We start from the raw sequence: 25,349 nt of genomic DNA, 5'->3' as shown, positions 1-25,349 counted from the left end.
AGATGGACCCCGGGTCAAGCCCGGCGTGACGACATGGGAGGGGCAGGGCGTACCTCCCCCCGTCATCCTCGCCGCAACGCCCAGCGCACCAACCGGCTCATGCCGCCTGCCCCCGCGCGGATCGCCGGCCGCGCCAGCGCCGGGGGACGGCGGTCGTGCATCGCCGCGGCCCAGTCCGGCAGCAGGTCGACCGCGGCGGCGCTCGCCAGCGACAGCCCGGCCGCCTGCGCCGCATCCTCGCCCGGCGCCAGCAGCGCATCGGCCACCGCGCGCACGCGATGGTCGCCGCGCAGCAGCGGGCGGACCTGCGCGAGATAGGCCGTCACCTCGGCGCGGGATCGCGGCACGTCGCGCGCGCCCAGCCGCTCGGCGACGATCGCGACATCGGCCAGGTAACGGTCCTGCTCCGCCGCACCCAGCGTCGCGTCGCGATAGCGCAGATAGGCGCGCAGGAAGCTGTCGACCTCCGCGACATGCACCCAGGTCAGCAGCGCGGGGTCGTTGGCGTCATAACGTGTGCCGTCGGGCCGCGTCCCGTGGACGCGATCGTGGATCGCGCGGACATGCGCGATGGCGGTCTCCGCGGCGTCGGTCGCGCCGAAGGTCGTGACCGCGATGAACTGCGCGGTACGGCGCAGCCGCCGCAGCCGGTCGTTGCGGAAATCGCTATGGTCCCACACCCCGGCGAGCGCGCCGGGGTGCAGCATCTGGAGCAGCAGGGCGGAGATGCCGCCGATCATCATCGCGGCGAAATCGCCGTGCACCGCCCAGGCGGGCGAGGTGGCCGGGATCAGCCCCGGATCGCCCGGCGCGCGCGCGAGGTCCACCTCGCCGCTGCCCACCAGCCCGCGCAGCCGGGCGGCCATCGCGTCGCGCATCGGGGTCGTGATTGCCCCGCCGCCCGACATGGTGCCGCCCGACGCCGCGGTCCTTCTCCTTATGCCTCGGCCGGCGCCGCCTTGCGGCGACCGCGCGGGGCGGGTGCGGCGGCCGGGGTTTCCGCCGCGGCGCTCTCGCCGCCGCCACGGCGCTGGCCCGGCTTGCGACCCAGGCCGATCTTCTTCGCCATGTCGCGGCGCGCCTGCGAATAGCTTTCGGCGACCATTGGATAGTCGGACTTCAGACCATAGCGCGCGCGATAATCGTCCGGGGTCAGGCCATGACCGGCCAGATGACGGCGCAGCGTCTTGTACGGCTTGCCATCGATCAGCGAGATCAGATGATCCTTCGACGCAAGCGATTTGCGCACCGACACGGCGGGCGAGTATTCGGTCGCCGCTTCCTCGACCGGGGCGGGGGAAGTCGTCGACGACAGGTTGGTCACCGCATCGTGCATCGTGCGCAGAAATGCCGGCACGTCCTCACCCGAGGCGCGGGTGTTGGGATTGGCCAGCCACGCGATGGTCAGTTCGGTGGCAAGCTCCACCGCGTTCGTGCCGGTCGAATCTTCGGACATGGTTCTGCTCCTGCAAGAGAATGTCCGGCCTCTAGTCAGCGCCACGATAGGGGTCAACGCCGTTCGGCAATAATGCTGATCGACGTTTATTGTTGTCGCCGCGCCGGAACATTGTTCCCGCCAATAGGAGCCGCGATCGCGGCTTGACGCGATCGGCGCGGAATCGGATGTCGCAAGATATGCCCAAGTCCGCGCTGCCGCTGCTCACCGATCGTTTCGCCCGTGTACCGATGGCCGGTGCGATCGGGATGCGGGTCGTCGAGGGGGAGGGCGATGGCGCCGCGGTCCACGCGATCCTGCCCGCCACGGCGGCGGTGATGCGCGCGGGCGAGGAGACGATCGATCCGCTGGCGCTGCTGCCCTTCATCGACCAGCTCGCCAGCGCTCCCCTGATGGCGGAGGGCGGCGAGGCCACGACGATGGCGACGATCGACCTTGCGATCGGATTCGCGGCGCTGCCGGGGGCGGGCGACCTCACCGGCGTCGCGCGCGCGGTCGGTCCCGCGGGCGGTGCGGCGCGGCTGGTGCAGGCCGAGGTGCGCGACGCCGCGGGCGTCACGGTGGCGACCGGCAGCGCGTGGTTCTCGATGGGGCAACCGCCCGGCGGCAGCGGCACGGCGGAGCATGTCGAGCGCGCGGTCGTCGCGACCGGGCCGTTCCAGACGATGATCGGGCTGGCCGGCGCGGGCGAGGATGAGGCGACGCTGGCGCCGCAGGTGTGGGCGGCGATCGGCTGGACCGGGCTGCCCGCGCTCCACGGCGGCGCCGTCGCGGCGGCGCTGGCGCGCGCGGGGCAGCAGCGCATCGCCACGCTGGGGCGCGACGACCTGCGGCTGGCGAGCATCGCGATACGCTATCTGCGCGCGGCGCGCGACACGGGGGCGCGCGCGACCGCGACGGTCGACGCGATCGGGCGGCGCACCGCGCGACTGTCCGCCACGCTGGCGATCGCGGGGGAGCCGGTGGCCAGCGCGCAGCTGCTGTTCGTCGCTTGACCGCCCCCGATGCCGCCCTGCATGATGGCCGCATCAGGGAGCAAAGAGAAAAAAAGATGAGGGTTCGCAAAAGGATGGTGCGAGGGTTCCTCGCGCTGACGATCGCTGCCGTGCCGCTGGCGGGCTGCGCGGGCGACAAGGAACGGCCGAAGACCGCCGCCGCGAAGGCACCGCCGGTGCCCTATGCGCGCGACCCGTTCCCGTCGACCTATCATGCCTATCCCGGCGTGCCGACGCTGGTGCGCCACGTCACCGTCTTCGATGGCGAGGGCGCACGGATCGACGACGGTGCGGTGCTGTTCGCCGACGGCAAGGTCGTCGCGGTCGGACAGGCGCTCGACGCGCCGGCGGGTGCGCAGGTGATCGACGGACAGGGCAAGTATCTGACGCCCGGCATCGTCGACATCCACAGCCATCTCGGCGACTATCCCAGCCCCGGGGTGCAGGCGCATTCCGACGGCAACGAGGCGACCGCGCCGGTCACCGCGGACGTCTGGGCCGAGCACAGCGTCTGGCCGCAGGACCCCGGCTTCTCCCGCGCGCTCGCCAACGGCGGCGTCACCACGCTCCAGATCCTGCCCGGCTCGGCCAACCTCATGGGCGGGCGATCGGTGGTGGTGAAGAACGTCTATGCCCGCACCATGCAGGCGATGAAGTTTCCCGGCGCGCCTTATGGCCTGAAGATGGCGTGCGGCGAGAATCCCAAGCGCGTCTATGGGACGAAGAACCAGAAGCCGTCGACGCGGATGGGCAATGTCGCGGTCGATCGCCAGACCTGGGCGCGCGCCGCGGCGTACAAGCGCAAATGGGACAAGTACGAGAAGGAGGGCGGCGATCCGCCCGACCGCGACATCGCGATGGACACGCTGCGCGGCGTGCTGTCGGGCGAGATCCTGGTCCAGAACCATTGCTACCGCGCCGATGAAATGGCCATCGTCCTCGATATGGCGAAGGAGTTCGGCTACAAGGTCACCGCCTTCCACCATGCGGTGGAGGCGTACAAGATCGCCGACCTGTTGAAGGCCAACGGCACCTGCGCCGCGGTCTGGGCCGACTGGTACGGGTTCAAGATGGAGAGCTTCGACGGGATCGGCGAGAATCTCGCTATCCTCGACCGCGCCGGCGCCTGCGCGATGATCCATTCCGACGACGCCAACGGGATCCAGCGGCTGAACCAGGAAGTGGCCAAGGTCATGGCCTCGGCGCGCCATGCGGGCATGCCGGTGACGCCGGAACACGCCTGGACCTGGCTGTCGATCGCGCCGGCCCGGGCGCTCGGCATCGATCGCCAGACCGGCAGCCTGAAGCCCGGCAAGATGGCCGATGCGGTGCTGTGGAACGGCGATCCGTTCAGCGTCTATACCCGGCCGGAGAAGGTGTGGGTCGACGGCGCGCTCCTCTATGACGCGACCGATCCGCGCCGCCGCCCGGTGAGCGATTTCGAACTGGGCCAGCCGGGCATGGGAGACGTCAAGTGACGCGCGCGCTCCTCCTCTTGGCGACCATGCTCGCCACCCCCGCGATGGCGCAAACCATCGCGATCACCAACGGCACCGTCGCGATCGGCGACGGCAGCGCGCCGGTCGAGCGCGGCACCGTCGTCATCTCGGGCGGTCGCATCGTCGCTGCCGGGCGCGGCGTGGCGGTGCCCGCCGGTGCGCAGGTGATCGACGCGACCGGCAAATGGGTCTCCGCCGGGATCGTCTCGGCGATGAGCGACCTGTCGCTGATCGATGCCGATGGCGTGTCGGAAAGCAACGACGTCGGCGCGCGCAACTCGCCCTACAAGGCGTCGATCGACGTCTCGGACGCGGTCAATCCCGCCAGCGTGAAGGTCGCTGACGAGCGGCTGGGCGGGGTGACGCGCGCGATCGTCGCGCCGTCCGCGGGCGGGTCGATCTTCGCCGGGCAGGGGGCGGTGATCGATCTCGGCGCCGATGCCGATGCGGTGACGCGCCCGCGCGCCTTCCAATATGTCGAGCTGGGCGAGGATGGCGGCCGGCTGGCGGGGGGCAGCCGCTCCGCCGCCTATGCGCTGCTGCGCGATTCGTTCGAACAGGCGCAGGACTATCGCCGCAATCCGGCGGCGTTCGACGGCCGCACGCGCGAGGCGCTGGTGAAGCGCAACGACGCGCAGGCGCTGCTGCGCGTGCTCGACGGGGCGGTGCCGCTGCTGGTCCATGTCCAGCGCGCCAGCGACATCCGCAACGTGCTGGCGCTGAAGCGCGACTATCCGCGCCTCCGGCTGGTGCTGGTCGGCGCCAACGAAGGCTGGCTGGTCGCGCGCGAGATCGCCGCCGCGCGCGTGCCGGTGATCGCCGATGCGCTCGCCGATCTGCCGATCGCGTTCGAAAGCCTCGCCGCGACCGAATCCAACGTCGGCCGGATGCGCGCCGCGGGGGTGCAGGTGGCGCTGACGGGCGGCGGCACGCAATCGGGCGACCATGTCCTGCGCCAGTTCGCGGGCAATCTGGTCGCCATCACGCGCGTGCCGGGCGCGACCGGGCTCGACTGGGGCCAGGCGTTCGCCGCGATCACCAGCGGCCCCGCCGCGGCGATCGGCATGGACGGCGAGATCGGCTCACTGCGCGCGGGTCGGCGTGCCGACGTGGTGCTGTGGGACGGCGACCCGCTGGAACTGTCGAGCGCCCCGGAGGCGGTGTGGATCGACGGCCAGCCGCAACCGATGGACTCGCGCCAGCGCCTGCTGCGCGACCGCTATCTGGTGCCGGTGGAGGGGGCGTTGCCGAAGGCATATGAGCGTCCCTGATCGCTGATTGATGATAGTTTGGGGAATGATCCTGTCGGCAAACGTCGTAGGCGATCAGATACTGGCGACAACGGAATTTGCCAATCAAACAAGTGGCAATCCTGTTGTCAAATTTTGTTGTCACCAGTATTTGGTAGTCAATCAACGTTGATGACAATGAGATGCATGAAATGAGCGTCAATCGCTTCGACCTGACGGGGGCCGTATCGTATCACATGGGCGAGTTTCCGCCCGCAAAACTCGACTACGAGGCGATTTTGGGACCGCTGGAGGACGCAGCGGCCTCGTTGGCGCGATATGATGCGAAAATGGCGAGCATGGTGAACAGCGAGCTGTTTCTCGCGCCATTGCGCCGCCAGGATGCGGTCAGTTCGTCGCGGATGGAGGGAACGATCTCGACCATCGAAGATCTGTACCGCCTGGAAGCAGACGAGGATGCGGGCGCTGACACGAGCTATCGTGAAGCCCGAAACGATGACGTTGAGACGTATCTGTATTCTCGGGTATTGCGTGACGCACAGCAGGCTATCTCCGAGGGCGCTCCCTTGAGCGAACATTTGATAAAGGCGGCGCACCAGCAATTGCTGTCGTTCGGACGCGGAGCGCGTAAACGTCCCGGTGCTTATAAGGTCGAGCAGAATTATATCGGTGACGATCGCAAGGGGAAGATTTACTATATTCCCATTGCGCCGGAGCAGCTTGCGCCCGCGATGGAACGGCTTGTTCACTTCATGAACGGTGACATGATGCGTCCGCTCCTGCGCACGGCCATGACCCATGTCGAGTTCGAAGCGTTACACCCGTTCGAAGACGGTAACGGCCGGATCGGTCGAATGCTGATTACGCTGATGTTATGGAAGCTGGGGATCATCAGTCAGCCAAATTTCTTTGTGTCCGGTTATTTCGAACGACACAAGGAGGAATATATCGAACGAATGCGGGATGTGTCCGCCGCGGGGGATTGGTCGGGTTGGAGCATATTCTTCCTTCGTGCCATGTATGCACAGGCAACGGTGAATACGCAGACGGCGGACATGATCCTGTCGTTATATGGTGGCCTGCGAGAACGTTTTCGTGGCGTATTGAACTCGCAATATCACGACCGTGTGCTTGATTTCGTGTTCGCTCATCCGGTCTTTCGCAACGATCGTTTCGTGGAGCGGTCCGGTATTCCCGCGTCGTCCGCTCGCATCCTGTCGCGACGGCTGCTGGAGGACGGATTGCTGCGCACGATCGAGCCGGCAGCTGGACGCCGCGCTGCGCTATACGCCTTTGATCCCCTCCTCGATATCCTCAAGGTTTGATAAGGCTGGTCGACCGAGGCGATGCTCTTTCCGCCACTCCCTGGCGCCGCTACAGCATCCCGCGTGACCACCCCGCCCCGCCCCGCATGACCGCCGAAACCGGCCTCGCCGCGCTCTGGTTCGCCGCGGCGCTCGCGGCGTTGCAGGTGCTGCTCGCCACGCTCTCGCTCCGCCGCAACCACGACGCCGCCGCCGCCGCGATCCGCGCGGTCGCGATCGTGCAGGGCGTCCTCACCGCCATCGCGATGGGCGCGCTGATCGCCGCCTTCCTCGCCTCCGACATGTCGGTCGCGCTGGTTGCCGCCAACAGCCATTCGCAGAAGCCCTGGCTCTACAAATTCGCCGGCGCTTGGGGGAACCACGAAGGCTCGATGCTGCTGTGGGTCACCATCCTCGGCGTCGCGGGGGCCGCGGTGGCGCGGTTCGAGCATCGCCTGTCGGAGCGCACGCTCGTCGCCACGCTGGGCGCACAGGCGGTGATCGCGCTCGGCTTCTTCGCGTTCCTGCTGTTCGCCTCCAATCCCTTCGCGCGGCTCTCGCCCGCGCCCGCGGACGGCGCCGGGCTCAACCCGCTGTTGCAGGATCCCGGCCTCGCCTTCCACCCGCCGACGCTCTACGCCGGCTATGTCGGCCTGAGCGTCGCCTTCTCCTTCGCGGTCGGCGCGCTGGTGACGCGCGACGTCGGTCCCGCCTTCGCGCGTGCGATGCGACCGTGGGTGCTCGGCGCCTGGGTGTTCCTGACGCTGGGCATCACCGCCGGCTCCTACTGGGCCTATTACGAGCTCGGCTGGGGCGGCTGGTGGTTCTGGGATCCGGTCGAGAATGCCTCGCTGATGCCGTGGCTCGCTGCCACCGCGCTGCTCCACTCGGTCACCGTGCTCGCGACGCGCGACGGGTTGCGCGCCTGGACGGTGATGCTGGCGGTGGTCGCCTTCTCGATGAGCATGATCGGCACCTTCCTGGTCCGTTCGGGCATCCTCACCAGCGTCCATGCCTTTGCGGTCGATCCCACGCGCGGGTCGTTCATCCTCGCGCTGCTGGTGCTGTACATCGGTGGCGCGCTGGCGCTGTTCGGCGCGCGGATCGGCACGGTGCGGCAGGGCAAATTGTTCGAACCCGTCAGCCGCGAAGGGTCGCTGGTCGCCAACAACCTGCTGCTCACCGTCATCCTCGGCATCGTGCTGATCGGCACCTTCTACCCGATCGTGGCCGGCGCGATGGGGACGCAGCTGTCGGTCGGCCCGCCCTTCTTCGACGCGACGACGGGGCCGATCGCGCTGATCCTGGTGGCGATCATGGCGGCGGGGCCGCTGATGCGGTGGCGGCGCGACGATGCGAACGAGGTGCTGGGCCGCCTCTTCGCGCCGCTTGCCGCCGCCTTGTTCGCGGGCGCGGGCGTGTTCGTGCTGGGCGGGCCGATCGGAATGCTGCCGCTCGCGGGCGTGGCGCTTTCCGCCGGTCTCGCGGTCGCCAGCGTCGCCCCGCTGGCGAAGCGCAACCTGCGCCGCGCGCCGCTGCACCTGTGGGGCATGGTCGTCGCGCACCTCGGCATCGCGGTGTCGCTGGCCGGGATGGCGATCAGCACCGCCTATACGCAGGAGACGCTGGTCGCGGTCGGCGTCGCGCAGCCCGCGCGCGTCGGCGACTTCACCGTCCGCCTCGTCGGTGTCCGCCCCGTGATCGGGCAGAACTGGTCCGCGCTGGAGGGCCGGTTGGAGGTGACGCGTGGAGAGGACGCCACCCCCTTCGTGCTGCGCCCGCAGGTCCGCTATTTCACCGATCCGGTGACCACCACCAACGAAAGCGCGATCGCGACCCGCTGGGACGGCCAGCTCTACACCGTGCTCGGCACGCTGGGTGACGACGGGCGCTGGCAGTTGCGATTGTGGTGGAAGCCGTTCGTGACACTGATCTGGGCCGGCGGCGCGCTGATCGCGATCGGCGGCATGCTGTCGCTGGTGGGCCACCAGTGGCGCCGCTTCCGCCTCGGCCGCCGGCAGGAGCAGTACGCATGAAGCGCTGGCTGATCTGGGCGCCGCTGCTGGTCTTCGTCATGGTCGCGGGGGTGATCGCCTGGGGCCTGTACAAGCCCGCCGATCGCACCATCTGGTCGGCGATGGTGGGCAAGCCGGTGCCCGATTTCGTCCTGCCCGCGATGATCCCGGGCAAGCCCGGCGTGGCGAGCGCCGACTTCCGTCAGGGCAAGCCCCGCCTCCTCAACGTCTTCGCCAGCTGGTGCGTGCCGTGCATCGCGGAGGCGCCGCAGCTGATGGCGCTCAAGGCCGCGGGCGTGCCGATCGATGCGGTCGCGATCAAGGACACGCCCGACGCCGTCACCGCCTTCCTGCGCCGCAACGGCGATCCCTATGCCCGCATCGGCAGCGACCCCCACAGCCGGGTGCAGCTCGCGCTCGGCTCGTCGGGGGTGCCGGAGACGTTCGTGGTCGACGGCCGCGGCATCATCGTGAAGCAGCACGTCGGCGACATCCGCGCCGACGACGTTCCCGAACTGCTCCAAGCCCTGGCGGAGGCGAAATGAGGGTGGCGGCGCGGATGTGGCGTGCTGCCGGGCTGGCACTCCTCGCGCTCGCCACCCCCGTCACCGCCCAGACCCCCAATGCCGCGCTCGCCTACACCCAGCTGCGCGACCCCGCGCAGGAGAAGCAGGCACGCGCGCTGATGGAGACGCTGCGCTGCCTCGTGTGTCAGGGCCAGTCGATCGCCGATTCGGATGCCGATATGGCGGGCGAGATGCGCGCGTTGGTGCGTCAGCGCATCGCCGCGGGCGACACCCCGGTGCAGGTGCGCGACTGGTTGATCCAGCGCTACGGCGATTACGTCAGCTACGATCCGCCGCTGGGCCGCGCCACGATCGCGCTGTGGCTGGCGCCGCTCGCGCTGCTGGCGGCGGGCGTCTGGCTCGCGCGCGGATCCTTCCGCCCCAAGGATCGCCGCCGCGGGTAACTTTTCCTTGGACTCTCCCAACCGATCGACATAGCTTCGGTTCCAGAACAAAACTTATGCTGAGGAGAGTGGCATGGCCGACCGGCTGCGCTTCGGGGCGTTCATCGCGCCCTTCCACCCGCTGGGGGAGAACCCCACGCAGGCGATCGAGCGCGATCTCGATCTCGTCGTCCATATGGACAAGCTCGGCTATGACGAGGCGTGGATCGGCGAGCATCATTCCGCCGGCTACGAACTGATCGCCAGCCCCGAACTGTTCATCGCCACCGTCGCGGAGCGGACCAGGCACATCCGGCTCGGCACCGGCGTCTCCTCGCTGCCGTACCACCATCCGCTGATGCTGGCGGACCGCATCAACCAGCTCGACCATGTCACCCGCGGCCGCGTGATGTTCGGCGTCGGCCCGGGCGCGCTCCCCTCCGACGCGTTCATGATGGGCATCCCGGTGGCGAAGCAGCGCGACCGCATGGACGAGGCGCTCGACGTGCTGGTCCCGCTGCTCCGCGGCGAGGTGGTGACCAAGGAGACCGACTGGTTCACCCTCAACGAGGCGCGGCTCCAGATGCGTCCCTATACCCGCCCCTCGGTCGAGATCGCGGTGGCGAGCCAGGTGTCGCCCACCGGGGCACAGGCGGCGGGGCGCCACGGCGTCGGCATGTTGTCGATCGGCGCGACCCAGGCCGGCGGCTTCAACGCGCTCGCCAGCAACTGGGCGATCGCGGAGGCGCAGGCGAAGGAGGCCGGGCGCATCATGAACCGCGACGGCTGGCGCCTCGTCGGCCCGATGCACGTCGCCGCCACGCGTGAGGAGGCGCGCGCGCAGGTCCGCTACGGCATCGAGCAGTGGCTCTACTATTTCCGCGAGGTCGCCGCGCTCCCGCTCGCGCCGAACGACGGCAGCGATCCGGTCGATTCGCTGGTCGACAGCGGCATGGCGGTGGTCGGCACGCCGGAAGATGCGGTCGCGCAGATCGCGCGGTTGCAGGAACAGTCGGGCGGCTTCGGCGCCTATTTGACGCTCGACACCAACTGGGCCGAATGGGACGCGAAGAAGAAAAGCTACGAGCTGATCGCGCGCCACGTCATGCCGACGTTCCAGGATTCGAACGCCAACCGCGACGCCTCGCTGCGCTGGGCCGCGGACAACCGCCCGCGCTTCATCGGCGAGGCGCAGGCCGCGGTCGGCGCACGCGTCGCGCAGCATGTCGCCGCCAAGGGCAGCGACAACATCCGGCCCGAGATCCTCGCCGCCATGGGCCTCGACAAGAAACCCGAGGCCGCGGAGTGAAGGCCGTCGTCCGGCGCGGCCCCGCCTTGGTGGTCGACACGATCGCCGATCCGGTGCCGTCCGCCGGACAGGTGGTCGTCAGGACATTGTGCTGCGGCATCTGCGGGTCGGACCTGCACGCGGTCCATGGCTTGGATGCCATGGTCGAACTCGGCAAGCGCAGCGGCGAGCCGGGGCTGATCGACCCCGCGGCCGATATCGTCTTCGGCCATGAATTCTGCGCCGAGATCCTCGATCATGGCCCCGGCACCGACCGCCGGCTGAAGCCCGGCACGCGCGTCGTCTCGCTCCCCGTCATGCCGACCGCGAGCGGCATGGAGACGGTCGGCTATTCCAACCGTTTCCCCGGCGGCTTCGCGGAGACGATGCTGCTTGCCGAGCCGCTGCTCATCGAGGTGCCCGGCGGGCTGTCGGATGCGCAGGCGGCGATGACCGAGCCGTTCGCGGTCGGCGAGCACGCCGTCGCCGAATCCGACGCCGGCCCCGATACCGTCAACCTCGTCGTCGGCTGCGGCCCGGTCGGCCTCGCGGTCATCGCCGCGCTCAAGGCGCGCGGGCTCGGCCCCGTCATCGCCTCCGATTTTTCCCCCGCCCGCCGCCGCATCGCCGAGGCGTTCGGCGCCGACGTGGTCATCGATCCGGCCCGCGAAAATCCGCACGCGCGCTGGGCCTCCTATGGCGTCCCCGTCAGCCGCGCCGAACGCTCGGTGCTGGCCATGTCGGGACAGGCGGGCAAGCGCGCGATCGTGTTCGAATGCGTCGGCGTCCCCGGCGTCATCCAGTCGCTGGTGGAGGCGGTGCCCAACGGCACCCAGATCCTGGTCGCCGGCGTCTGCATGCAGAGCGACACGATCGAGCCGTTCCTGTGCATCAACAAGGCGATCGAACTGAAGTTCGTGCTGGGCTACACCCCCGACGAATTCGCCGCCACGCTACGCCACATCGCCGATGCGCGGATCGACGTCGCGCCGGCGATCACCGGCACCGTCCCGCTCGACGGCGTCGCGGGCGCCTTCGCCGCGCTCGCCGACCCCGACCAGCATTGTAAAATTCTCGTCACGCCGCAGGAGTCCCACTGATGCGCCTCGTCAGCGACCATATCGTCGAGGGCCGCGCCGGCCCTTCGTTCGGCCAGACCTATCCGACGCTGCCCGGCGTCGACCTCATCGATATCAAGGGCTTCACCCGCGGCCAGCCCTGGGCCGATTTCGCCGCGATGCGCGAACAGGCACCCGTCATGTGGCACCCGGAGCCGCGCGGCGGCACCGGCTTCTGGGCACTGACCGGCTATGAGGACGTGAAGCGCGTCAACGGCGATCCCGAAACTTTCTCGTCCGAGACCGGCGGCATCCTGATGGCGCTCGGGCCGCAGGAGACGCGCCACCCGACGCTCTTCTCCGCCTCCACCAACTCGATGATCAACCTCGACGGCCGCCCGCACCGTCAGCTCCGCAAGGAGCATATGCCCTATTTCACCGCCACCTATATGCGCGGCCTGCGCGACCGCGTCTCCGCGGAGGTGACGCGCCTGCTCGACACGATGGCCCCGCTCGGCAAATGCGACTTCGTCGAAAAGTTCGCGCAGCGCCTGCCGATCTTCACGCTCTGCGAGATGCTGGGCGTCCCGATCGAGGACCGCGAGCGCTTCATCAACTGGATCCACTTCCTGGAGATGGCGCAGCAGATCGCGATGGAGCAGATCGACCAGCTCGCCGGCCTGTCCGAACCCAATCCGCAGATCGCCGCCTTCATCGAACTGTTCAACAAGAACGTCGCCGAGATGTTCGAATATGGCCGCGACATGCTGGCGAAACGCCGCATGGATCCGCAGGCGGACCTGATGAGCGCGATCGCCAATGCCGAGGTGGAGGGCGAGAAGCTGCCCGGCGAATATCTCGACGGCGCGTGGCTGCTGATCGTCTTCGCCGGCAACGACACCACCCGCAACTCGCTCAGCGGCGCGATGAAGCTGTTCACCGAGAATCCGGAGCAGAAGGCGCTGTTGCAGGATGATGCCGGCCTGCTGACCAATGCGGTGCACGAGATCACGCGCATGGTATCGCCGGTGATCTACATGCGCCGCACCGCGACCGCCGACGTCGAGGTCCACGACCAGAAGATCGCGCAAGGCGAGAAGGTCATCATGTATTACGGCGCCGCCAACCGCGACCCCGCGATGTTCCCCGACCCCGAGCGCTTCGACATCCGCCGCGCCAATGCGGAGAAGAACATCGCCTTCGGCCACGGCCCGCACATCTGCATCGGTCGCATGACCGCGCAATTGCAGCTGGAGGAAGCCTATCGCCAGATCTTCACGCGCTTCCCCGACATCCGCTGGTCCGGCGACATGGACATCGCGCCGAACAATTTCGTCCATGCGATCAAGCGGCTGGAGGTGGAGTTCACCCCGGAGCGCAAGGCGGCCGCGGCGTAGGGAGCGGGACAAGCTCCCTCTCCCCTCCGGGGAGAGGGTCGGGGTGAGGGGTCGGTGTCTCACCGAGAGCAACCTCCCCGTACCCCCCGCACCAACCCCCACTTTCCCCCCCACACGCCAAACTTGCTGGCGACACCCCCGTCGCCACGCCACATACCCCTCCCATGATCGAGTTCACCGACCGCCGCGCCCTGATGGCGATGCTCGTATCGCTCGCCGAATCCGCGGGCGACGTCGTGTGGCGGCATTTCGTCGCCGGCTGCACCGTGATGCACAAGGCGGACGAAAGCCCCGTCACCATCGCCGATCGCGAGGCGGAGGCGGTGATCCTCACCGGCCTTGCCACCATCACCCCCGCCATCCCCGTCGTCGCGGAGGAAGAGGCCGCCGCCGGCCGCATGCCCGATGCCGCGGATGCCTTCTTCCTCGTCGACCCGCTCGACGGCACCAAGGAGTTCATCAAGCGCGGCGACGACTTCACCGTCAACATCGCGCTGGTCGAGGGCGGCGTGCCCACCATGGGCGTCGTCTATGCGCCTGCGCGCAACGCGGTCTATTGGGGCGATGCGCGGGACGGCGCATGGCAGGCAGTGCGCGAACCCGATGGCGAGCGCCACGACACCCGCACCATCCACGTCCGCGCCTGTGCCGACGCCCCGCGCGCGGTCGCGTCGAAGAGCCACGCCATGCCCGGCCTCGACGAATGGCTCGACGCCGGCGGGATCGCCGCGCGCGTCTCGGTCGGCTCCAGCCTGAAGTTCGTGCTGGTCGCCAGCGGCGAGGCGGACGTCTATCCCCGCACCGGCCCGACGATGGAATGGGATACCGCCGCGGGCGACGCCGTTCTGCGCGCCGCGGGCGGGCGCACGCTCGACGTGGATGGTGCGCCGTTCCTCTATGGCAAGCCGGGTTTTCGCAACGCCGGCTTCGTCGCCACCGGCGGCTATGAGCCCGCGCCGCTCCGGCCGTTCCTCGCATGACGCTGACCCATCTCGACCGGCTTGAGGCGGAGAGCATCCATATTCTTCGCGAGGTCGCCGCGGTCGCCGACAAGCCGGTGATGCTCTATTCGGTCGGCAAGGATTCGGCCGTCATGCTGCACCTCGCGCGCAAGGCCTTCTACCCCGCGCCGCCGCCGTTTCCGCTGCTGCATGTCGATACGACGTGGAAATTCCGCGCCATGTACGAGCTGCGCGACAAAGCCGCGCGCGATGCGAGTATGGAATTGCTGGTCCACCGCAACCCCGATGCGCTGGCGCAGGGGATCAATCCCTTCGACCATGGCGCGCTCCACACCGATCTGTGGAAGACGGAGGGGCTGAAGCAGGCGCTCGACCTCCACGGCTTCGACGCCGCGTTCGGCGGCGCACGCCGCGACGAGGAGAAGAGCCGCGCCAAGGAGCGCATATTCTCCTTCCGCACCGCGACCCACCGCTGGGATCCCAAGGCGCAGCGCCCCGAACTGTGGCACCTCTACAATGCGCGCCACGCAAAGGGGGAGAGCATGCGCGTCTTCCCGATCAGCAACTGGACCGAGCTGGACGTGTGGCAATATATCGCGCGCGAGGGGATCGAGATCGTTCCGCTCTATTTCGCGGCACCGCGCCCCACGGTCGAGCGCGACGGCCTGATCCTGATGGTCGATGACGATCGCTTCCGGCTGGCACCCGGCGAGGTGCCGGTCGACCGCTCGATCCGCTTCCGCACGCTCGGCTGCTACCCGCTGACCGGCGCGGTGGAGAGCGACGCGGCGACGCTCAACGACGTGATCCGCGAGATGCTGCTGACCACCACCAGCGAACGCCAGGGCCGCGCGATCGACAAGGACGCCGGCGCCAGCATGGAGCAGAAGAAGCAGCAGGGGTATTTTTGATGGGGACATATGCAATCCTCCCCGGGACGGGGAGGGGGACCGCCGCGCGTAGCGCGGTGGTGGAGGGGGAGCGCCACGACGCGCTTCGCCTGCGGAAGCCCCCCTCCACCAGCCTGCGGCTGGTCCCCCTCCCCGTGCCGGGGAGGATTTGATGACCACCTACCAGCCCGATGCGCTCATCCGCGACGACATCGCCGCCTATCTCGCGCAGCACGAGGCGAAGTCGCTGCTGCGCTTCATCACCTGCGGCTCGGTCGACGACGGCAAGTCCACCCTGATCGGCCGCCTGCTCTACGATTCGAAGCAGATCTTCGAGGACCAGCTCGCCTCGCTCGAGGTCGACAGCAGGCGCGTCGGCACGCAGGGCCAGAACATCGATTTCGCGCTGCTGGTCGACGGCCTCGCCGCGGAGCGTGAGCAGGGGATCACGATCGACGTCGCCTATCGCTTCTTCGCGACGGAGAAGCGCAAGTTCATCGTCGCCGACACCCCCGGCCACGAACAATATACCCGCAACATGGTGACCGGCGCATCGACCGCCGACCTCGCCGTGATCCTGGTCGATGCGCGCAAGGGCGTGCTGACGCAGACGCGGCGCCATTCGTACCTCGCCCACCTCATCGGCATCCGCAACATCGTGCTGGCCGTCAACAAGATGGACCTTGTGGGCTATGATGCGCAAACATTCGAGCGCATCAAACTGACCTATCGCGCCTTTGCGAGCGAGATCGGCATCACGAATTTCACCGCGATCCCCGTTTCCGGGCTTGCGGGCGATAACATCGCCAACATCCGGTCGGAGGCGATGCCCTGGTATCGCGGCCCGACGCTGATCGAGCATCTCGACAACGTCCCCGTCGACGCCGACCGCGACGCCCGCGGTCCCTTCCGCCTGCCGGTACAATGGGTCAATCGCCCCGACCTCGACTTCCGCGGCTTCGCGGGCACGATCGCCAGCGGCGTGGTGAAGCCGGGCGATCCCGTCCGCATCGTCCCCTCCGGGCGCACCACCCATGTGGCGCGCATCGTCGCGCTCGGCGGCGACCTTGCGGAGGCGCAGGCGGGCCAGTCGGTCACGCTGACGCTGGCGGACGAGGTCGATTGCTCGCGCGGCGACATGATCGCCGCCGCCGACGACCCGCCCGAGGTCGCCGACCAGTTCGAAGCGACCTTGGTCTGGATGGCGGACGAGCCGATGTTGCCGGGCCGCTCCTACGCGCTGCAACTGGGCACGCAGAGCGCCTCGGCGACGCTGCGCACGCCCAAATATCAGGTCAACGTCAACACGTTGGAGGAAACCGCCGCGCGCACGCTGGAGTTGAACGCGATCGGCGTCGTCACGCTCGCGCTCGACCGGCCCTTGGTGTTCGCGCCTTATGCCGACAGCCGCGAGCTGGGCGGATTCATCCTGATCGACAAGGCGACCAACGCCACCGTCGCCGCCGGCATGATCCGCTTCGCGCTGCGCCGCGCCGCCAACGTCCACCGCCAGCACCTCGACATCACCCGCGAGAAGCGCGCCGACCTGAAGAATCAGCGCCCTGCGGTGGTCTGGTTCACTGGCCTGTCGGGCGCGGGCAAGTCGACCATCGCCAATCTGGTCGAGAAAAAGCTGGTGCGGATGAACCGCCACACCTTCCTGCTCGACGGCGACAATGTGCGCCACGGCCTCAACCGCGACCTGGGCTTCACCGACGCCGACCGGGTGGAGAACATCCGCCGCATCGGGGAGGTCGCGCGGCTGATGACCGATGCGGGGCTGATCGTGCTGACCGCCTTCATCTCCCCGTTCCGCGCCGAACGCGACATGGTGCGCCAGATGCTGGCGGGCGGCGAATTCGTGGAGGTCCATGTCGACACCACGCTGGCCGCGGCGGAGGCACGCGACGTGAAGGGCCTCTACGCCAAGGCACGCTCGGGCAAGCTCGCCAACTTCACCGGCATCGACAGCCCCTATGAGGCGCCGGAAACCCCGGAGATCCGCGTCGATACCGCCGCCGAGGATGCCGAGGCGGCTGCGGATCGCATCGTCGCCTGGCTGCTGGCGCGCGAGGAGGAATAGCTCCCGTGCTCCTGCGAACGCAGGAGCCCAGGGCCACGAACGCCAACGCGTGTAACCCTGGGTTCCTGCGTGCGCAGGAGCACTACCCCCGCGCTGCCGATCCCCGCACCGCCGCGGACAGGATCGCGCGCGTCCCCGCATGCGTGGGGTCGTATTCCACTACCGTATCCAGACTCTGCGCCATCGCACGGATCAGGCGCGTGCCGACTCCGGTCCCCTTGGGCGGCGCGTCGCCGATGCCGACGCCGTCGTCCTCCACCGTCAGGCGGAAACGGTCGTCGTCCGCCCGCGTCAGCGTGATGCGCACCTGCCCGTGCCCGTCGGGATAGGCATATTTGCACGCGTTGCTGACCAGTTCGGTGACGATCACGCCCAGCGACACTGCGCGATCGGTCGGCAGGTTGAGCGGCGTCGCCTCCAGCGTCAGCTCGCGCGGGCGATCCGCGGTCGACCAAGTGGCGGCCAGCTCGCGGATCAACTGCGCCAGATAATCGCGCATGTCGACATGCTCGACGTCGTCGCCGCTGTACAGGCGACGATGGACGTGCGCGATCGCGGCGATGCGGCGCTCGGTATCCTCCAGCGCGGCGCGCGCCGCCGGATCGGCCACCGCGCCCGCCTGCATCCGCACCATCGCCGAGACGATCTGGAGCGAGTTGGCGACGCGGTGGTTCACCTCCGCCAGCAGCGCCTCCAGCCGCGCGTTGCTGGCGCGCAGGTCGGCCTCCGCGCGCGACTTGGCGGTCGACAGGTCGGTGCGCGTCAGGACCTGGCGGAAGGTCGCGTCGAGCAGGTCGAAGAAATCCTCGCCCGGCGTCTTCACGACATAATCCGCCGCGCCCGCGCGCAGCGCCGCGACCGCGACGCGGCTCTCCTCCGATCCGGTGACATAGACGATCGCCGGCGGCTCCGGCAGCTGCGCCAGCCGTGCCATCGTCTCCAGCCCGTCGATTCCGGGCATGTAATGGTCGACCGCGACCAGATCGAACCGCGCCGCCGCTGCCGCTGCTACGCCCGCCTCGCCGCCCTCCGCGGTGGTGACCGCATAGCCGCGCCGCTCCAGCGCGCGCGTCACCAGCCGCCGGATGCCGGCGTCGTCGTCGATATAGAGGACGTGGGGCGCAGCGCCGGGCGTCATCCCTCGATGTCCGGCACCTGGATCACCGACAGGAACAGCCCCAGCTGACGGATCGCGGTGGCGAAATTCTCATAGTTCACCGGCTTGGTGATATAGACGTTGGCGCCCAGGTCATAGCAACGCTGGATCTCGCGTGCGTCGTCGGTGGTGGTCAGCACCACGACGGGGGTGCGCTTGACCGCACCGTCGCCGCCCTTGATCCGCGCCAGAATGTCGGTGCCGCTCATGTCCGGCAGGTTGAGGTCGAGCAGGATCAGCGCCGGGCCGTTGCGCGCCGGCCCGCCTTCGTCGTTGAAGATATAGTCGAGCGCGCTGGTGCCGTCGGTGAAGTGACGGATGTCGTTCATGATCCCGGCGCGACGGATGTTCTTCTCGATCAGCCGGGCGTGGCCCTCGTCATCCTCGATCATGATGATGTTGACGGATTGCTGCGTGTTCACTGGGGCTTGTCCTGAATCTTGTCGTGGGGGGCGAGGGCGAGGGGGAGCGACAGGCGAAAGGTGGTGCCCTCGCCCAGCGTGGAGGTGAGGTCGATCAGCCCGCCGAGCCGGAAGACGAGTGCGCGCACGGTCGCCAGCCCGATCCCTTCGCCGGGGCGGTCCTGCGCGCCGGAGCGGCGGAACAGGTCGAACACGCGCGCATGATCGGCGGCGGCGATGCCGCGGCCGTTGTCGGCGATCTCGTAGATGATCCGCGCGCCTTCATGCCGGCCGCGGACCGTGATGCGGCCGGGAACGCCGGGGCGCAGATACTTGACCGCATTCTCGATGAGGTTGGACAGGATCTGCTCGACCGAGAAGCGGTCGCTGACCACCGTCGGCAGCCGTCCGGACACCTCCAGCACCGCATCCGCCTCCGTCAGGCGATGCGCCAGCGTCTCGCCGATCTGGTCGACCATCGCCGCGACGTCGAGCCGCTCGGGCGCCAGCGTGCGGCGGCCGTGGCGCGACAGCTGGAGGATCGCGTTGATCAGCCGGTCCATCCGCTGCGTCGAGGAGCGGATGAAGCCGATCGCCTCGGGCAGGTCCTCGCGCGCGGCGAGCGTCGCCGCCTCGTCCGCCAGCGCGGGCGCCTCCGCGGCGACGCGATCGACCAGCGCGCGCAGCGGCGTGGCGGCAGTCTCCAGTTCGGCGGTGAACCCCATCACATTGACCAGAGGCGAGCGCAGGTCGTGGCTGACGATATAGGCGAAGCGCTGGATCTCCTCGTTCGCGCGCGTCAGGTCGGCGGTGCGCTCGGTCACCATCTCCTCCAGATGCGCGTTGAGCGTGGCGAGCGCGTCGCGCGATCGCGACAGGTCGCGGGTATAGCCCAGGATCGTCAGCAACGAGGTGATCGCGACGATCAGCAGCAGCACGCCCGACAGCACCAGCACCGCGTAGAACATCCGCTCGCTGTCGATCACGTCGCGCTCGCGGATCGCCAGCAGCCGTTGCTCCGCCGCGCTCATCTGGTCCAGCGTGTCGCGGATCATGGCCATCGGCAGCGCCGAATGTTCGGTGTCGAACGCGGCACGCGCCTCCGCGACCCGCCCGGTCGCGATCAGGTCGAGCGAGCGTTCGCGGATCACCGCCAGCGCCTGCATCTGCATCAGCAGGCGGGCGTAGAGCGCGCTCTGCTCCGGATTGTCGCGGACCAGCCGCCGCAGGTGCTTCAGCCGCGCGGGCACGGCATGCGCGCTGTTGCGGTAGATGGCGAGGAAATCGCGCTGCGCCGGTGCCAGCAGGTAGCCGCGGCGCGACGTCTCGCCGCGCTCGATCGTCTGGCGCGCGTCGAGGATCGCGTTCTGCACCTCGTAGCTGTGTGCCAGCCAGCGGATATGGGTCTGCCCGCGACTGGTCGTCCACCATGCCGCGATGCCGACGGCGAGCAGCGCCAGAAAGCCCACCACCATGAAGCCGGTCAGCCTGCGTCCGATACTGTCGTCGTTGCGCCCATCGCCGGCCATATCGGACGGGGCGTATCGTGGGGGGTGCCGTTGCGCCAGCGTTACTTTCGTAAAGCGGGTTAGCGACGGCTACCCTGTAACCCTCAAACTACAGCAGCAATTCCTGCGGGTTCATGCGCCCGACGTGCCCGCCGCCGCGACGCCGCGCCATTTCGGTCTCGGCGGTGAAGCGGATGTCGGGGTCGCGGTCGGTCAGGAACTTGACCAGGCTCTCCTCCTCGATCTCGCGCCATTCCTTGCCGCGATCGGGGCCGTAGCGGACGCGTGGCAGCAGCCCCGGCTCCTTCGACCATTGGATCAGCTGCGCCACCGACGCCTCGTTGAGCTGGTCGCGCAGGTGATGCGCGGTGACATAGGCGTCGGGAAAGGCGCGATGCGCGGGCAGCCCGCGCTCATGCTCCATCCCGGCGGGCTTGCGCCAGTAGCGCAGCACCTGATTGGAGAAGCTGGGGCTGTCGGGCCACAGCCGCAGCGCGCATTTCCAGGTGCAGATCCAGTCCGCGCCATGCGTCAGCGCCGGGGTGCAGAACTGCTCCTCGAACGCGGCGCGGTGCGCCGCGAGCGCCACGCGGCGCGGATAGGGGTCCAGCACCTGCCGCGCGATATCGTGCCACCAGGGCGCATCGGCGACGTCCTCGTCGCGGATATGGTGGATCGCCTGGGTGATCGGTGGCATCGGGCGGCCGGGGTTGACCAGGATGTTGCCGCCCTCGCCATACAGCTCCCAGCGGCCGTCCTCGCCCAGTGCCACGTCCTGCCAGCCGACCTCGCACACGGCATGGGCGGGCGGGGCGGAGCCGGTGGTTTCCAGGTCGACGACGCGGATGATCTGCTGCTGGCGGCGGCGGGGGTACATCATGCGTATCCCATGTGGGCCTTTACGCGCGCGAATACCACCATATGCCGTCGCGCACCTCGCGGCGGGCGCGGCCCGTGACCTCCAGATGGCGCAGGTGCGCCAGCGCCTCGCCCGTCGCCATCGCGATCACGTCGGGGCCGATCGGGCGGCGGAACAGCTGGCCGAAGCAATCGACCGCGCGGCGCGGCTCGGTCATGTGCGCGACCAGCGCGTCCAGCCGGTCGCGATGCTCGCGCTCCAGCGCATCGAGCCGGGCGTGCAGGCCATAGAAGGGATCGCCGTGGCCCGGCAGCACCAGCAGGTCGTCGGGCAGTTCGCGGAACCGCTCGATCGAGGCGAGCCAGTCGCCCAGCGGGTCCGCACCCGGCTCATTGGCGTGGAGCGAAATGTTGGAGCTGATCCGCGGCAGCACCTGATCGCCCGCGATCAGGATGCGGCGTTCCTCGTCCAGCAGGCAGGCGTGCTCGGGCGAATGCCCGCTGCCCACCACCACGCGCCAGTCGGCACCGCCGATGCGCAGCACCTCGCCATCACGGATGCGGACATAGCCCAGCGGCAGCCGCGCGATCATCTTCGCGAAATTGGAGAAGCCGCCCTTCGACGCGGTCGCGACCTGCTCCGCATCCCAGCCCGCACCGCGCCAGAAGGCGACCTGCTCCTCGGGCACCTCCGGCCGTGCATCGGCGGACAGCATCCGCGCCATCAGCCATTCGGTGCGCGTCATCAGGATCGGCGCATCGTCGGACCGCCGCGACAGCCATCCCGCCAGCCCGATATGATCGGGGTGCATGTGGGTGCCCAGAATGCGCGTCACGCGCTTCCCCGCCAGCGGCCCCTCCAAAATCGTGCGCCACGCCTCGGTCGACCGCGGCGAGGCGGTGCCGGTGTCGATCGCGAGCAGTTCGTCCGCGCCATCGTCGAGGATCAGGCCGTTGACGTGCTTCAGCGGCCCGCTCATCGGCACGCGCCACCAGCGAATGCCCGGCGCGATCGTCAACAGCTCGCCCGGCTGCGGCGCGCGGTCGCCGAAGGGGAAAGTGAGCCCTTCGCTGCTGGTCGGGGTCAGCCCTTCGTCACCGATGAGCGCGCGCTGGTAATGCGTTGCCATGGCAACGGCGTAGCGCGTGACGGGGGCACACGTCACGCGGTAAATGAAGCGAGCGGCTTAGCGCTCTTCGTCACCCCGGGCTTGACCCGGGGTCCCGCTTTTCATCGACGTCGCGGAAGAAGCGGGACCCCGGCTCAAGGCCGGAGTGACGAGGGGCTTGGCGATGATGCTAGGGCCGTTCACGCCCTCCCTTCGTCATCCCCGCGAAGTCGGGGATCCATTGCCGCTGCCGTGGCGGATCGAGCCGCACCACCTGCGCGTATGGATTCCCGCCTGCGCGGGAATGACGGGGCGCAGGAGTAAAGCGCTGCCAACCTCAGCGGCGGAACGGATCCTCGAACGCCGGGCGCTGCGTCTCGCCCTCCACGCCATTCTCCGCATCGCGCGCCGCCTGGTCGCGCTGTGCGCGCAGCGACGCGATCAGCGCCTCGCGGTCGCCGTCCAGCCGCGTGTCGGTCTGCTGCTGCTCGATGCCCGCCGCCTTCGCGGCCTTGGCCACCGCGGCGTCCAGTTCGCGCTGCGTCGTCAGGCCCAGCGTCACCGGATCCTTCGGCGTGATGTTGCCGATGTTCCAGTGGCTGCGGTCGCGGATCGCCGCGATCGTGGTGCGCGTGGTGCCGATCAGATTGCCGATCGCGCCATCCGAGATCTCCGGGTGGTTGCGGATGATCCACGCGATGCCGTCGGGCTTGTCCTGCCGCTTGCTGACCGGCGTGTAGCGCGGCCCCTTGGTCCGGCGCACCTGCTCCGGCCCCTTGGTCATCTTCATGCGGTAATCGGGATTGGCCTGCGCCTTGTCGATCTCCTCCTGCGTCACCTCGTGCGCGCGGACGGGGTCGCGCCCGGTCAGCTTGGTGGCGGCGGTATCGTCGGCGATCGCCTGCACCTCCAGGATGTGCAGCCCGCAGAAATCGGCGATCTGCTCGAAGGAAAGCGCGGTATTGTCGACCAGCCAGGAGGCGGTGGCATGGGGCATGAGCGGCTGGTTCATGCGGGGAACTCCATAAATGCAAAGGGCCGCCCCTTCCCGGAGCGGCCGCTATCGCCGACCGACTTAGTGCCTGGCGCCCGTCAGGGCAAGTCACGCGGCGATGGCGTGTACGCTGTCGATCGGATGAAGCGCGTCGAGGAACTGGCGCGCGCTCGCCGCCCAGGTGAAGCGCGCGCCCGCGGCGGCGCAATCGGCGCGGTCCAGTGCCAGCGCGCCGGTGATGGCACGGGACAGGTCCGCATCCATCACCCCCGTGCCCGCGGTCAGCACGTCGATCGGCCCCGCGACCGGATAGGCCGCGACCGGCGTACCGCACGCCAGCGCCTCGATCATCACCAGCCCGAACGTGTCGGTACGGCTGGGGAAGACCAGCACGTCCGCCGCACGATAGGCGGCGGCCAGGTCGTCGCCGAACAGCGCGCCCAGGAAGATCGCGTGCGGGTATTGCCGCTCCAGCGCCGCGCGCGCCGGGCCGTCGCCCACCACCACCTTCCTCCCCGGCACATCGGCGGCCAGGAAGGCGGCGATGTTCTTTTCCACCGCGACGCGCCCGACGTGGAGCAGGACGGGGCCGGGCAGCGCCGCCATGCGGGCGTCGCGCGCGCCATGGGGCACGAACTCGCGCGCCACGCCGCGGCCCCAGCGCCGCACGCGGGGCAGGCCATGCGCGTTCAGCGTGCGCTCGATCGTCGGGGTGGAGGCCAGGATCGCCGCGGCAGGCGCATGGAACCAACGGACGTAGCGCCAGATCCATTCCGGATCCGCGCCGGTCCGCGCCGCGACATAATCGGGGAATTGCGTGTGATAGGCGGTGGTGAAGGGCAAGCCGCGCGACAGGCACCAGCGCCGCGCGGCCAGCCCCAGCGGCCCCTCGGTGGCGATATGGATCGCCTCCGCGCCGAACGCGGCGATGCGCCGGCCCACCGCGGCGGGGGTCATCAGCGCCAGCCGGATCTCGGGATAGGTAGGGCAGGGGAGCGAGCGCACGCCCGCGGGCGACACCACCAGCACCTCGTGCCCGCCGCGGCGCAGCTCCGCGATGACCGATTCCAGCGTGCGGACGACGCCGTTGACCTGCGGTGCCCAGGCGTCGGTGACGATCGCGACGCGCATCACGCGGCCAGCGCCGGGGTGGCCGCCGGCGCCTCGCGCTTCGCGATCTCATCGGCCCAGTGGATGATCTCCATCCGCCCGTCGAAATGCTCGACCAGCGCGGTGCAGCCTTCGACCCAGTCGCCGTCGTTGTAATAGTCGACGCCGGCGATCTCGCGGATCTCGGCGGTGTGGATATGCCCGCACACCACGCCATCGACCCCGCGGGCACCCGCCGCCTCGGCGACGATTTCCTCGAAGCGGGAGATGAAGGCGACCGCGTTCTTCACCTTCGCCTTGGCGTGCTTGCTGAGCGACCAATAGGGCATGCCGAAGCGCCGCCGGATTGCGCTGACCCAGCGGTTGAGCGCCATCAGCAGGTTGTAGGCGGCGTCGCCGACATGCGCGAGCCAGCGGTGCGACAGCGTGATCGCGTCGAATTCGTCGCCGTGGAGCACCAGCAGGCGGCGCCCGTCGGCGGTTTCGTGGATCGCCTTGCGCCGGATCTGGATCCCGCCGAAGTCGAGACCCGCGAACTGGCGGAACATCTCGTCGTGGTTGCCGGGGATATAGACCATCTTCGTGCCGCGGCGCGCGCGCTTCATCAGCCGCCAGATGACGTCGTTGTGCGCGGCGGGCCAGAAGAAGCGCTTCTTCAGCTGCCAGCCGTCGATGATGTCGCCGACGAGGTACATGGTGCGGCTGTCGACGTGATCCAGGAAGTCGATTAGCAGGTCGGCGTTGCAACCCCGCGTGCCCAGATGGACGTCGCTGATCCAGATCGTGCGATAGCGCTGGCGCTCGCCGGTGGCGACCTCGGGGCGGTGGGGCCGCGATTCCGCGAAATCGAACAGGTCGGTGACTTCGGCCAGATGGGTGCCGACGGTTGGTTCGAAGCTGGATCGCATGACGCCCTCCCTCGATGCGGCGCTATGCCTGCCTCGTGTGACACCGGCATCACCGGGCCGTGACGGTTTCGGGTCGCGGGAATGGCTGTGGCATGACGGTCACGCTTCGCGCGGGATCGTCATCGTGTCGCGAGGCTGCAACATCGCGCTGCTTTACGC

23 protein-coding genes are annotated in these 25,349 nt (G+C 68.9%); 13 read left to right on the top strand and 10 right to left on the bottom strand.

What is annotated here, in order from left to right:
- Positions 1 to 62: 62 nt before the first annotated feature.
- Together PGN14_RS10610 and PGN14_RS10605 are read right to left on the bottom strand one after the other, a co-directional pair.
- A complete protein-coding gene (locus tag PGN14_RS10610) occupies positions 63 to 878 on the bottom strand; it encodes an oxygenase MpaB family protein (protein ID WP_335299484.1) in 816 nt (271 codons plus the stop codon).
- Positions 879 to 937: 59 nt separating this feature from the next.
- Positions 938 to 1,456 carry a MucR family transcriptional regulator gene (locus PGN14_RS10605; RefSeq protein ID WP_335299483.1) on the bottom strand — a complete coding sequence of 173 codons (519 nt, stop codon included), beginning with the start codon at positions 1,454 to 1,456 and terminating at the stop codon, positions 938 to 940.
- A gap of 179 nt (positions 1,457 to 1,635) precedes the next feature.
- Here PGN14_RS10605 and PGN14_RS10600 point away from each other — a divergent pair, with 179 nt between their 5' ends.
- The 13 genes from PGN14_RS10600 (at position 1,636) to cysN (ending at position 17,146) form a co-directional block, all read left to right on the top strand.
- Positions 1,636 to 2,451, top strand: a complete 816-nt coding sequence (locus PGN14_RS10600; protein WP_335299482.1) for a PaaI family thioesterase — start codon at positions 1,636 to 1,638, stop codon at positions 2,449 to 2,451.
- Positions 2,452 to 2,507: 56 nt separating this feature from the next.
- Positions 2,508 to 3,929, top strand: a complete 1,422-nt coding sequence (locus tag PGN14_RS10595) for an amidohydrolase (RefSeq protein ID WP_335299481.1) — start codon at positions 2,508 to 2,510, stop codon at positions 3,927 to 3,929.
- Positions 3,926 to 5,221 (top strand): amidohydrolase family protein, encoded by a 1,296-nt coding sequence (locus tag PGN14_RS10590; protein WP_335299480.1) that lies wholly within the window; start codon positions 3,926 to 3,928, stop codon positions 5,219 to 5,221. Before PGN14_RS10595 ends, PGN14_RS10590 begins: the two co-directional genes overlap by 4 nt.
- A gap of 170 nt (positions 5,222 to 5,391) precedes the next feature.
- Entirely contained in the window at positions 5,392 to 6,525 is a 1,134-nt protein-coding gene (locus PGN14_RS10585; protein ID WP_335299479.1) for a Fic family protein, read from the top strand.
- Between the two features lie 86 nt (positions 6,526 to 6,611).
- On the top strand, positions 6,612 to 8,540 hold the full coding sequence (locus PGN14_RS10580; RefSeq protein WP_335299478.1) for a heme lyase CcmF/NrfE family subunit: 1,929 nt from the start codon (positions 6,612 to 6,614) through the stop codon (positions 8,538 to 8,540).
- Positions 8,537 to 9,064, top strand: coding sequence for a DsbE family thiol:disulfide interchange protein (locus tag PGN14_RS10575; protein WP_335299477.1), 528 nt, complete (start codon positions 8,537 to 8,539; stop codon positions 9,062 to 9,064). Before PGN14_RS10580 ends, PGN14_RS10575 begins: the two co-directional genes overlap by 4 nt.
- 14 nt (positions 9,065 to 9,078) lie before the next feature.
- Positions 9,079 to 9,489, top strand: coding sequence for a cytochrome c-type biogenesis protein (locus PGN14_RS10570; RefSeq protein ID WP_443019497.1), 411 nt, complete (start codon positions 9,079 to 9,081; stop codon positions 9,487 to 9,489).
- Between the two features lie 73 nt (positions 9,490 to 9,562).
- Positions 9,563 to 10,777: an LLM class flavin-dependent oxidoreductase gene (locus PGN14_RS10565; RefSeq protein ID WP_335299475.1), complete on the top strand. Its 1,215-nt coding sequence runs from the start codon at positions 9,563 to 9,565 to the stop codon at positions 10,775 to 10,777.
- Positions 10,774 to 11,856, top strand: coding sequence for a zinc-binding dehydrogenase (locus PGN14_RS10560; RefSeq protein WP_335299474.1), 1,083 nt, complete (start codon positions 10,774 to 10,776; stop codon positions 11,854 to 11,856). The genes PGN14_RS10565 and PGN14_RS10560 overlap by 4 nt, the downstream gene beginning before the upstream one ends.
- Complete coding sequence (locus tag PGN14_RS10555; RefSeq protein WP_335299473.1) at positions 11,856 to 13,211, top strand: cytochrome P450; 1,356 nt, start codon at positions 11,856 to 11,858, stop codon at positions 13,209 to 13,211. The genes PGN14_RS10560 and PGN14_RS10555 overlap by 1 nt, the downstream gene beginning before the upstream one ends.
- A 164-nt stretch (positions 13,212 to 13,375) precedes the next feature.
- Positions 13,376 to 14,191 (top strand): 3'(2'),5'-bisphosphate nucleotidase CysQ, encoded by an 816-nt coding sequence (gene cysQ / locus PGN14_RS10550; RefSeq protein ID WP_335299472.1) that lies wholly within the window; start codon positions 13,376 to 13,378, stop codon positions 14,189 to 14,191.
- Positions 14,188 to 15,084 (top strand): sulfate adenylyltransferase subunit CysD, encoded by an 897-nt coding sequence (gene cysD / locus PGN14_RS10545; protein ID WP_335299471.1) that lies wholly within the window; start codon positions 14,188 to 14,190, stop codon positions 15,082 to 15,084. Before cysQ ends, cysD begins: the two co-directional genes overlap by 4 nt.
- A 151-nt stretch (positions 15,085 to 15,235) precedes the next feature.
- Entirely contained in the window at positions 15,236 to 17,146 is a 1,911-nt protein-coding gene (gene cysN, locus PGN14_RS10540) for a sulfate adenylyltransferase subunit CysN (RefSeq protein ID WP_335299470.1), read from the top strand.
- 82 nt (positions 17,147 to 17,228) lie between these two features.
- Here the strand turns inward: cysN and PGN14_RS10535 are convergent, their stop codons facing one another.
- The 8 genes from PGN14_RS10535 to PGN14_RS10500 form a co-directional block, all read right to left on the bottom strand.
- Entirely contained in the window at positions 17,229 to 18,284 is a 1,056-nt protein-coding gene (locus tag PGN14_RS10535; RefSeq protein WP_335299469.1) for a sensor histidine kinase, read from the bottom strand.
- The gene (locus PGN14_RS10530) at positions 18,281 to 18,724 is read right to left on the bottom strand and encodes a response regulator (RefSeq protein WP_335299468.1); all 444 of its coding nucleotides are present in this window, start codon (positions 18,722 to 18,724) and stop codon (positions 18,281 to 18,283) included. Before PGN14_RS10530 ends, PGN14_RS10535 begins: the two co-directional genes overlap by 4 nt.
- Positions 18,721 to 20,232: a sensor histidine kinase gene (locus tag PGN14_RS10525; RefSeq protein ID WP_335299467.1), complete on the bottom strand. Its 1,512-nt coding sequence runs from the start codon at positions 20,230 to 20,232 to the stop codon at positions 18,721 to 18,723. Before PGN14_RS10525 ends, PGN14_RS10530 begins: the two co-directional genes overlap by 4 nt.
- Before the next feature lie 88 nt (positions 20,233 to 20,320).
- Positions 20,321 to 21,091, bottom strand: a complete 771-nt coding sequence (locus tag PGN14_RS10520) for a 3'-5' exonuclease (RefSeq protein WP_335299466.1) — start codon at positions 21,089 to 21,091, stop codon at positions 20,321 to 20,323.
- A 19-nt stretch (positions 21,092 to 21,110) separates the two neighbouring features.
- Positions 21,111 to 22,199: an MBL fold metallo-hydrolase gene (locus tag PGN14_RS10515; protein ID WP_335299465.1), complete on the bottom strand. Its 1,089-nt coding sequence runs from the start codon at positions 22,197 to 22,199 to the stop codon at positions 21,111 to 21,113.
- 316 nt (positions 22,200 to 22,515) lie between these two features.
- A complete protein-coding gene (locus PGN14_RS10510; RefSeq protein WP_335299464.1) occupies positions 22,516 to 23,190 on the bottom strand; it encodes a DUF1013 domain-containing protein in 675 nt (224 codons plus the stop codon).
- A gap of 90 nt (positions 23,191 to 23,280) precedes the next feature.
- Positions 23,281 to 24,303, bottom strand: a complete 1,023-nt coding sequence (locus PGN14_RS10505) for a glycosyltransferase family 4 protein (protein WP_335299502.1) — start codon at positions 24,301 to 24,303, stop codon at positions 23,281 to 23,283.
- Positions 24,303 to 25,190 carry a UDP-2,3-diacylglucosamine diphosphatase gene (locus PGN14_RS10500; RefSeq protein ID WP_335299463.1) on the bottom strand — a complete coding sequence of 296 codons (888 nt, stop codon included), beginning with the start codon at positions 25,188 to 25,190 and terminating at the stop codon, positions 24,303 to 24,305. The genes PGN14_RS10505 and PGN14_RS10500 overlap by 1 nt, the downstream gene beginning before the upstream one ends.
- Between the last annotated feature and the right edge of the window lie 159 nt (positions 25,191 to 25,349).

Origin of the sequence: Sphingomonas adhaesiva (genome assembly GCF_036946305.1) — a bacterium.
GTDB lineage: Bacteria > Pseudomonadota > Alphaproteobacteria > Sphingomonadales > Sphingomonadaceae > Sphingomonas > Sphingomonas adhaesiva_B.
This window is presented reverse-complemented; position numbering and strand designations above follow the sequence as displayed.

Coding starts and splice junctions, on each gene's coding strand:
- PGN14_RS10510 (WP_335299464.1), bottom strand. CDS start 23,190: ATGAACCAGCCGCTCATGCCCCATGCCACCGCCTCCTGGCTGGTCGAC.
- PGN14_RS10605 (WP_335299483.1), bottom strand. CDS start 1,456: ATGTCCGAAGATTCGACCGGCACGAACGCGGTGGAGCTTGCCACCGAA.
- PGN14_RS10535 (WP_335299469.1), bottom strand. CDS start 18,284: ATGACGCCCGGCGCTGCGCCCCACGTCCTCTATATCGACGACGACGCC.
- PGN14_RS10565 (WP_335299475.1), top strand. CDS start 9,563: ATGGCCGACCGGCTGCGCTTCGGGGCGTTCATCGCGCCCTTCCACCCG.
- PGN14_RS10515 (WP_335299465.1), bottom strand. CDS start 22,199: ATGGCAACGCATTACCAGCGCGCGCTCATCGGTGACGAAGGGCTGACC.
- PGN14_RS10570 (WP_443019497.1), top strand. CDS start 9,079: ATGTGGCGTGCTGCCGGGCTGGCACTCCTCGCGCTCGCCACCCCCGTC.
- PGN14_RS10585 (WP_335299479.1), top strand. CDS start 5,392: ATGAGCGTCAATCGCTTCGACCTGACGGGGGCCGTATCGTATCACATG.
- PGN14_RS10575 (WP_335299477.1), top strand. CDS start 8,537: ATGAAGCGCTGGCTGATCTGGGCGCCGCTGCTGGTCTTCGTCATGGTC.
- PGN14_RS10600 (WP_335299482.1), top strand. CDS start 1,636: ATGCCCAAGTCCGCGCTGCCGCTGCTCACCGATCGTTTCGCCCGTGTA.
- PGN14_RS10505 (WP_335299502.1), bottom strand. CDS start 24,303: ATGCGCGTCGCGATCGTCACCGACGCCTGGGCACCGCAGGTCAACGGC.
- PGN14_RS10555 (WP_335299473.1), top strand. CDS start 11,856: ATGCGCCTCGTCAGCGACCATATCGTCGAGGGCCGCGCCGGCCCTTCG.
- PGN14_RS10500 (WP_335299463.1), bottom strand. CDS start 25,190: ATGCGATCCAGCTTCGAACCAACCGTCGGCACCCATCTGGCCGAAGTC.
- PGN14_RS10610 (WP_335299484.1), bottom strand. CDS start 878: ATGCGCGACGCGATGGCCGCCCGGCTGCGCGGGCTGGTGGGCAGCGGC.
- cysQ (WP_335299472.1), top strand. CDS start 13,376: ATGATCGAGTTCACCGACCGCCGCGCCCTGATGGCGATGCTCGTATCG.
- PGN14_RS10525 (WP_335299467.1), bottom strand. CDS start 20,232: ATGGCCGGCGATGGGCGCAACGACGACAGTATCGGACGCAGGCTGACC.
- PGN14_RS10595 (WP_335299481.1), top strand. CDS start 2,508: ATGAGGGTTCGCAAAAGGATGGTGCGAGGGTTCCTCGCGCTGACGATC.
- PGN14_RS10580 (WP_335299478.1), top strand. CDS start 6,612: ATGACCGCCGAAACCGGCCTCGCCGCGCTCTGGTTCGCCGCGGCGCTC.
- cysN (WP_335299470.1), top strand. CDS start 15,236: ATGACCACCTACCAGCCCGATGCGCTCATCCGCGACGACATCGCCGCC.
- cysD (WP_335299471.1), top strand. CDS start 14,188: ATGACGCTGACCCATCTCGACCGGCTTGAGGCGGAGAGCATCCATATT.
- PGN14_RS10520 (WP_335299466.1), bottom strand. CDS start 21,091: ATGATGTACCCCCGCCGCCGCCAGCAGCAGATCATCCGCGTCGTCGAC.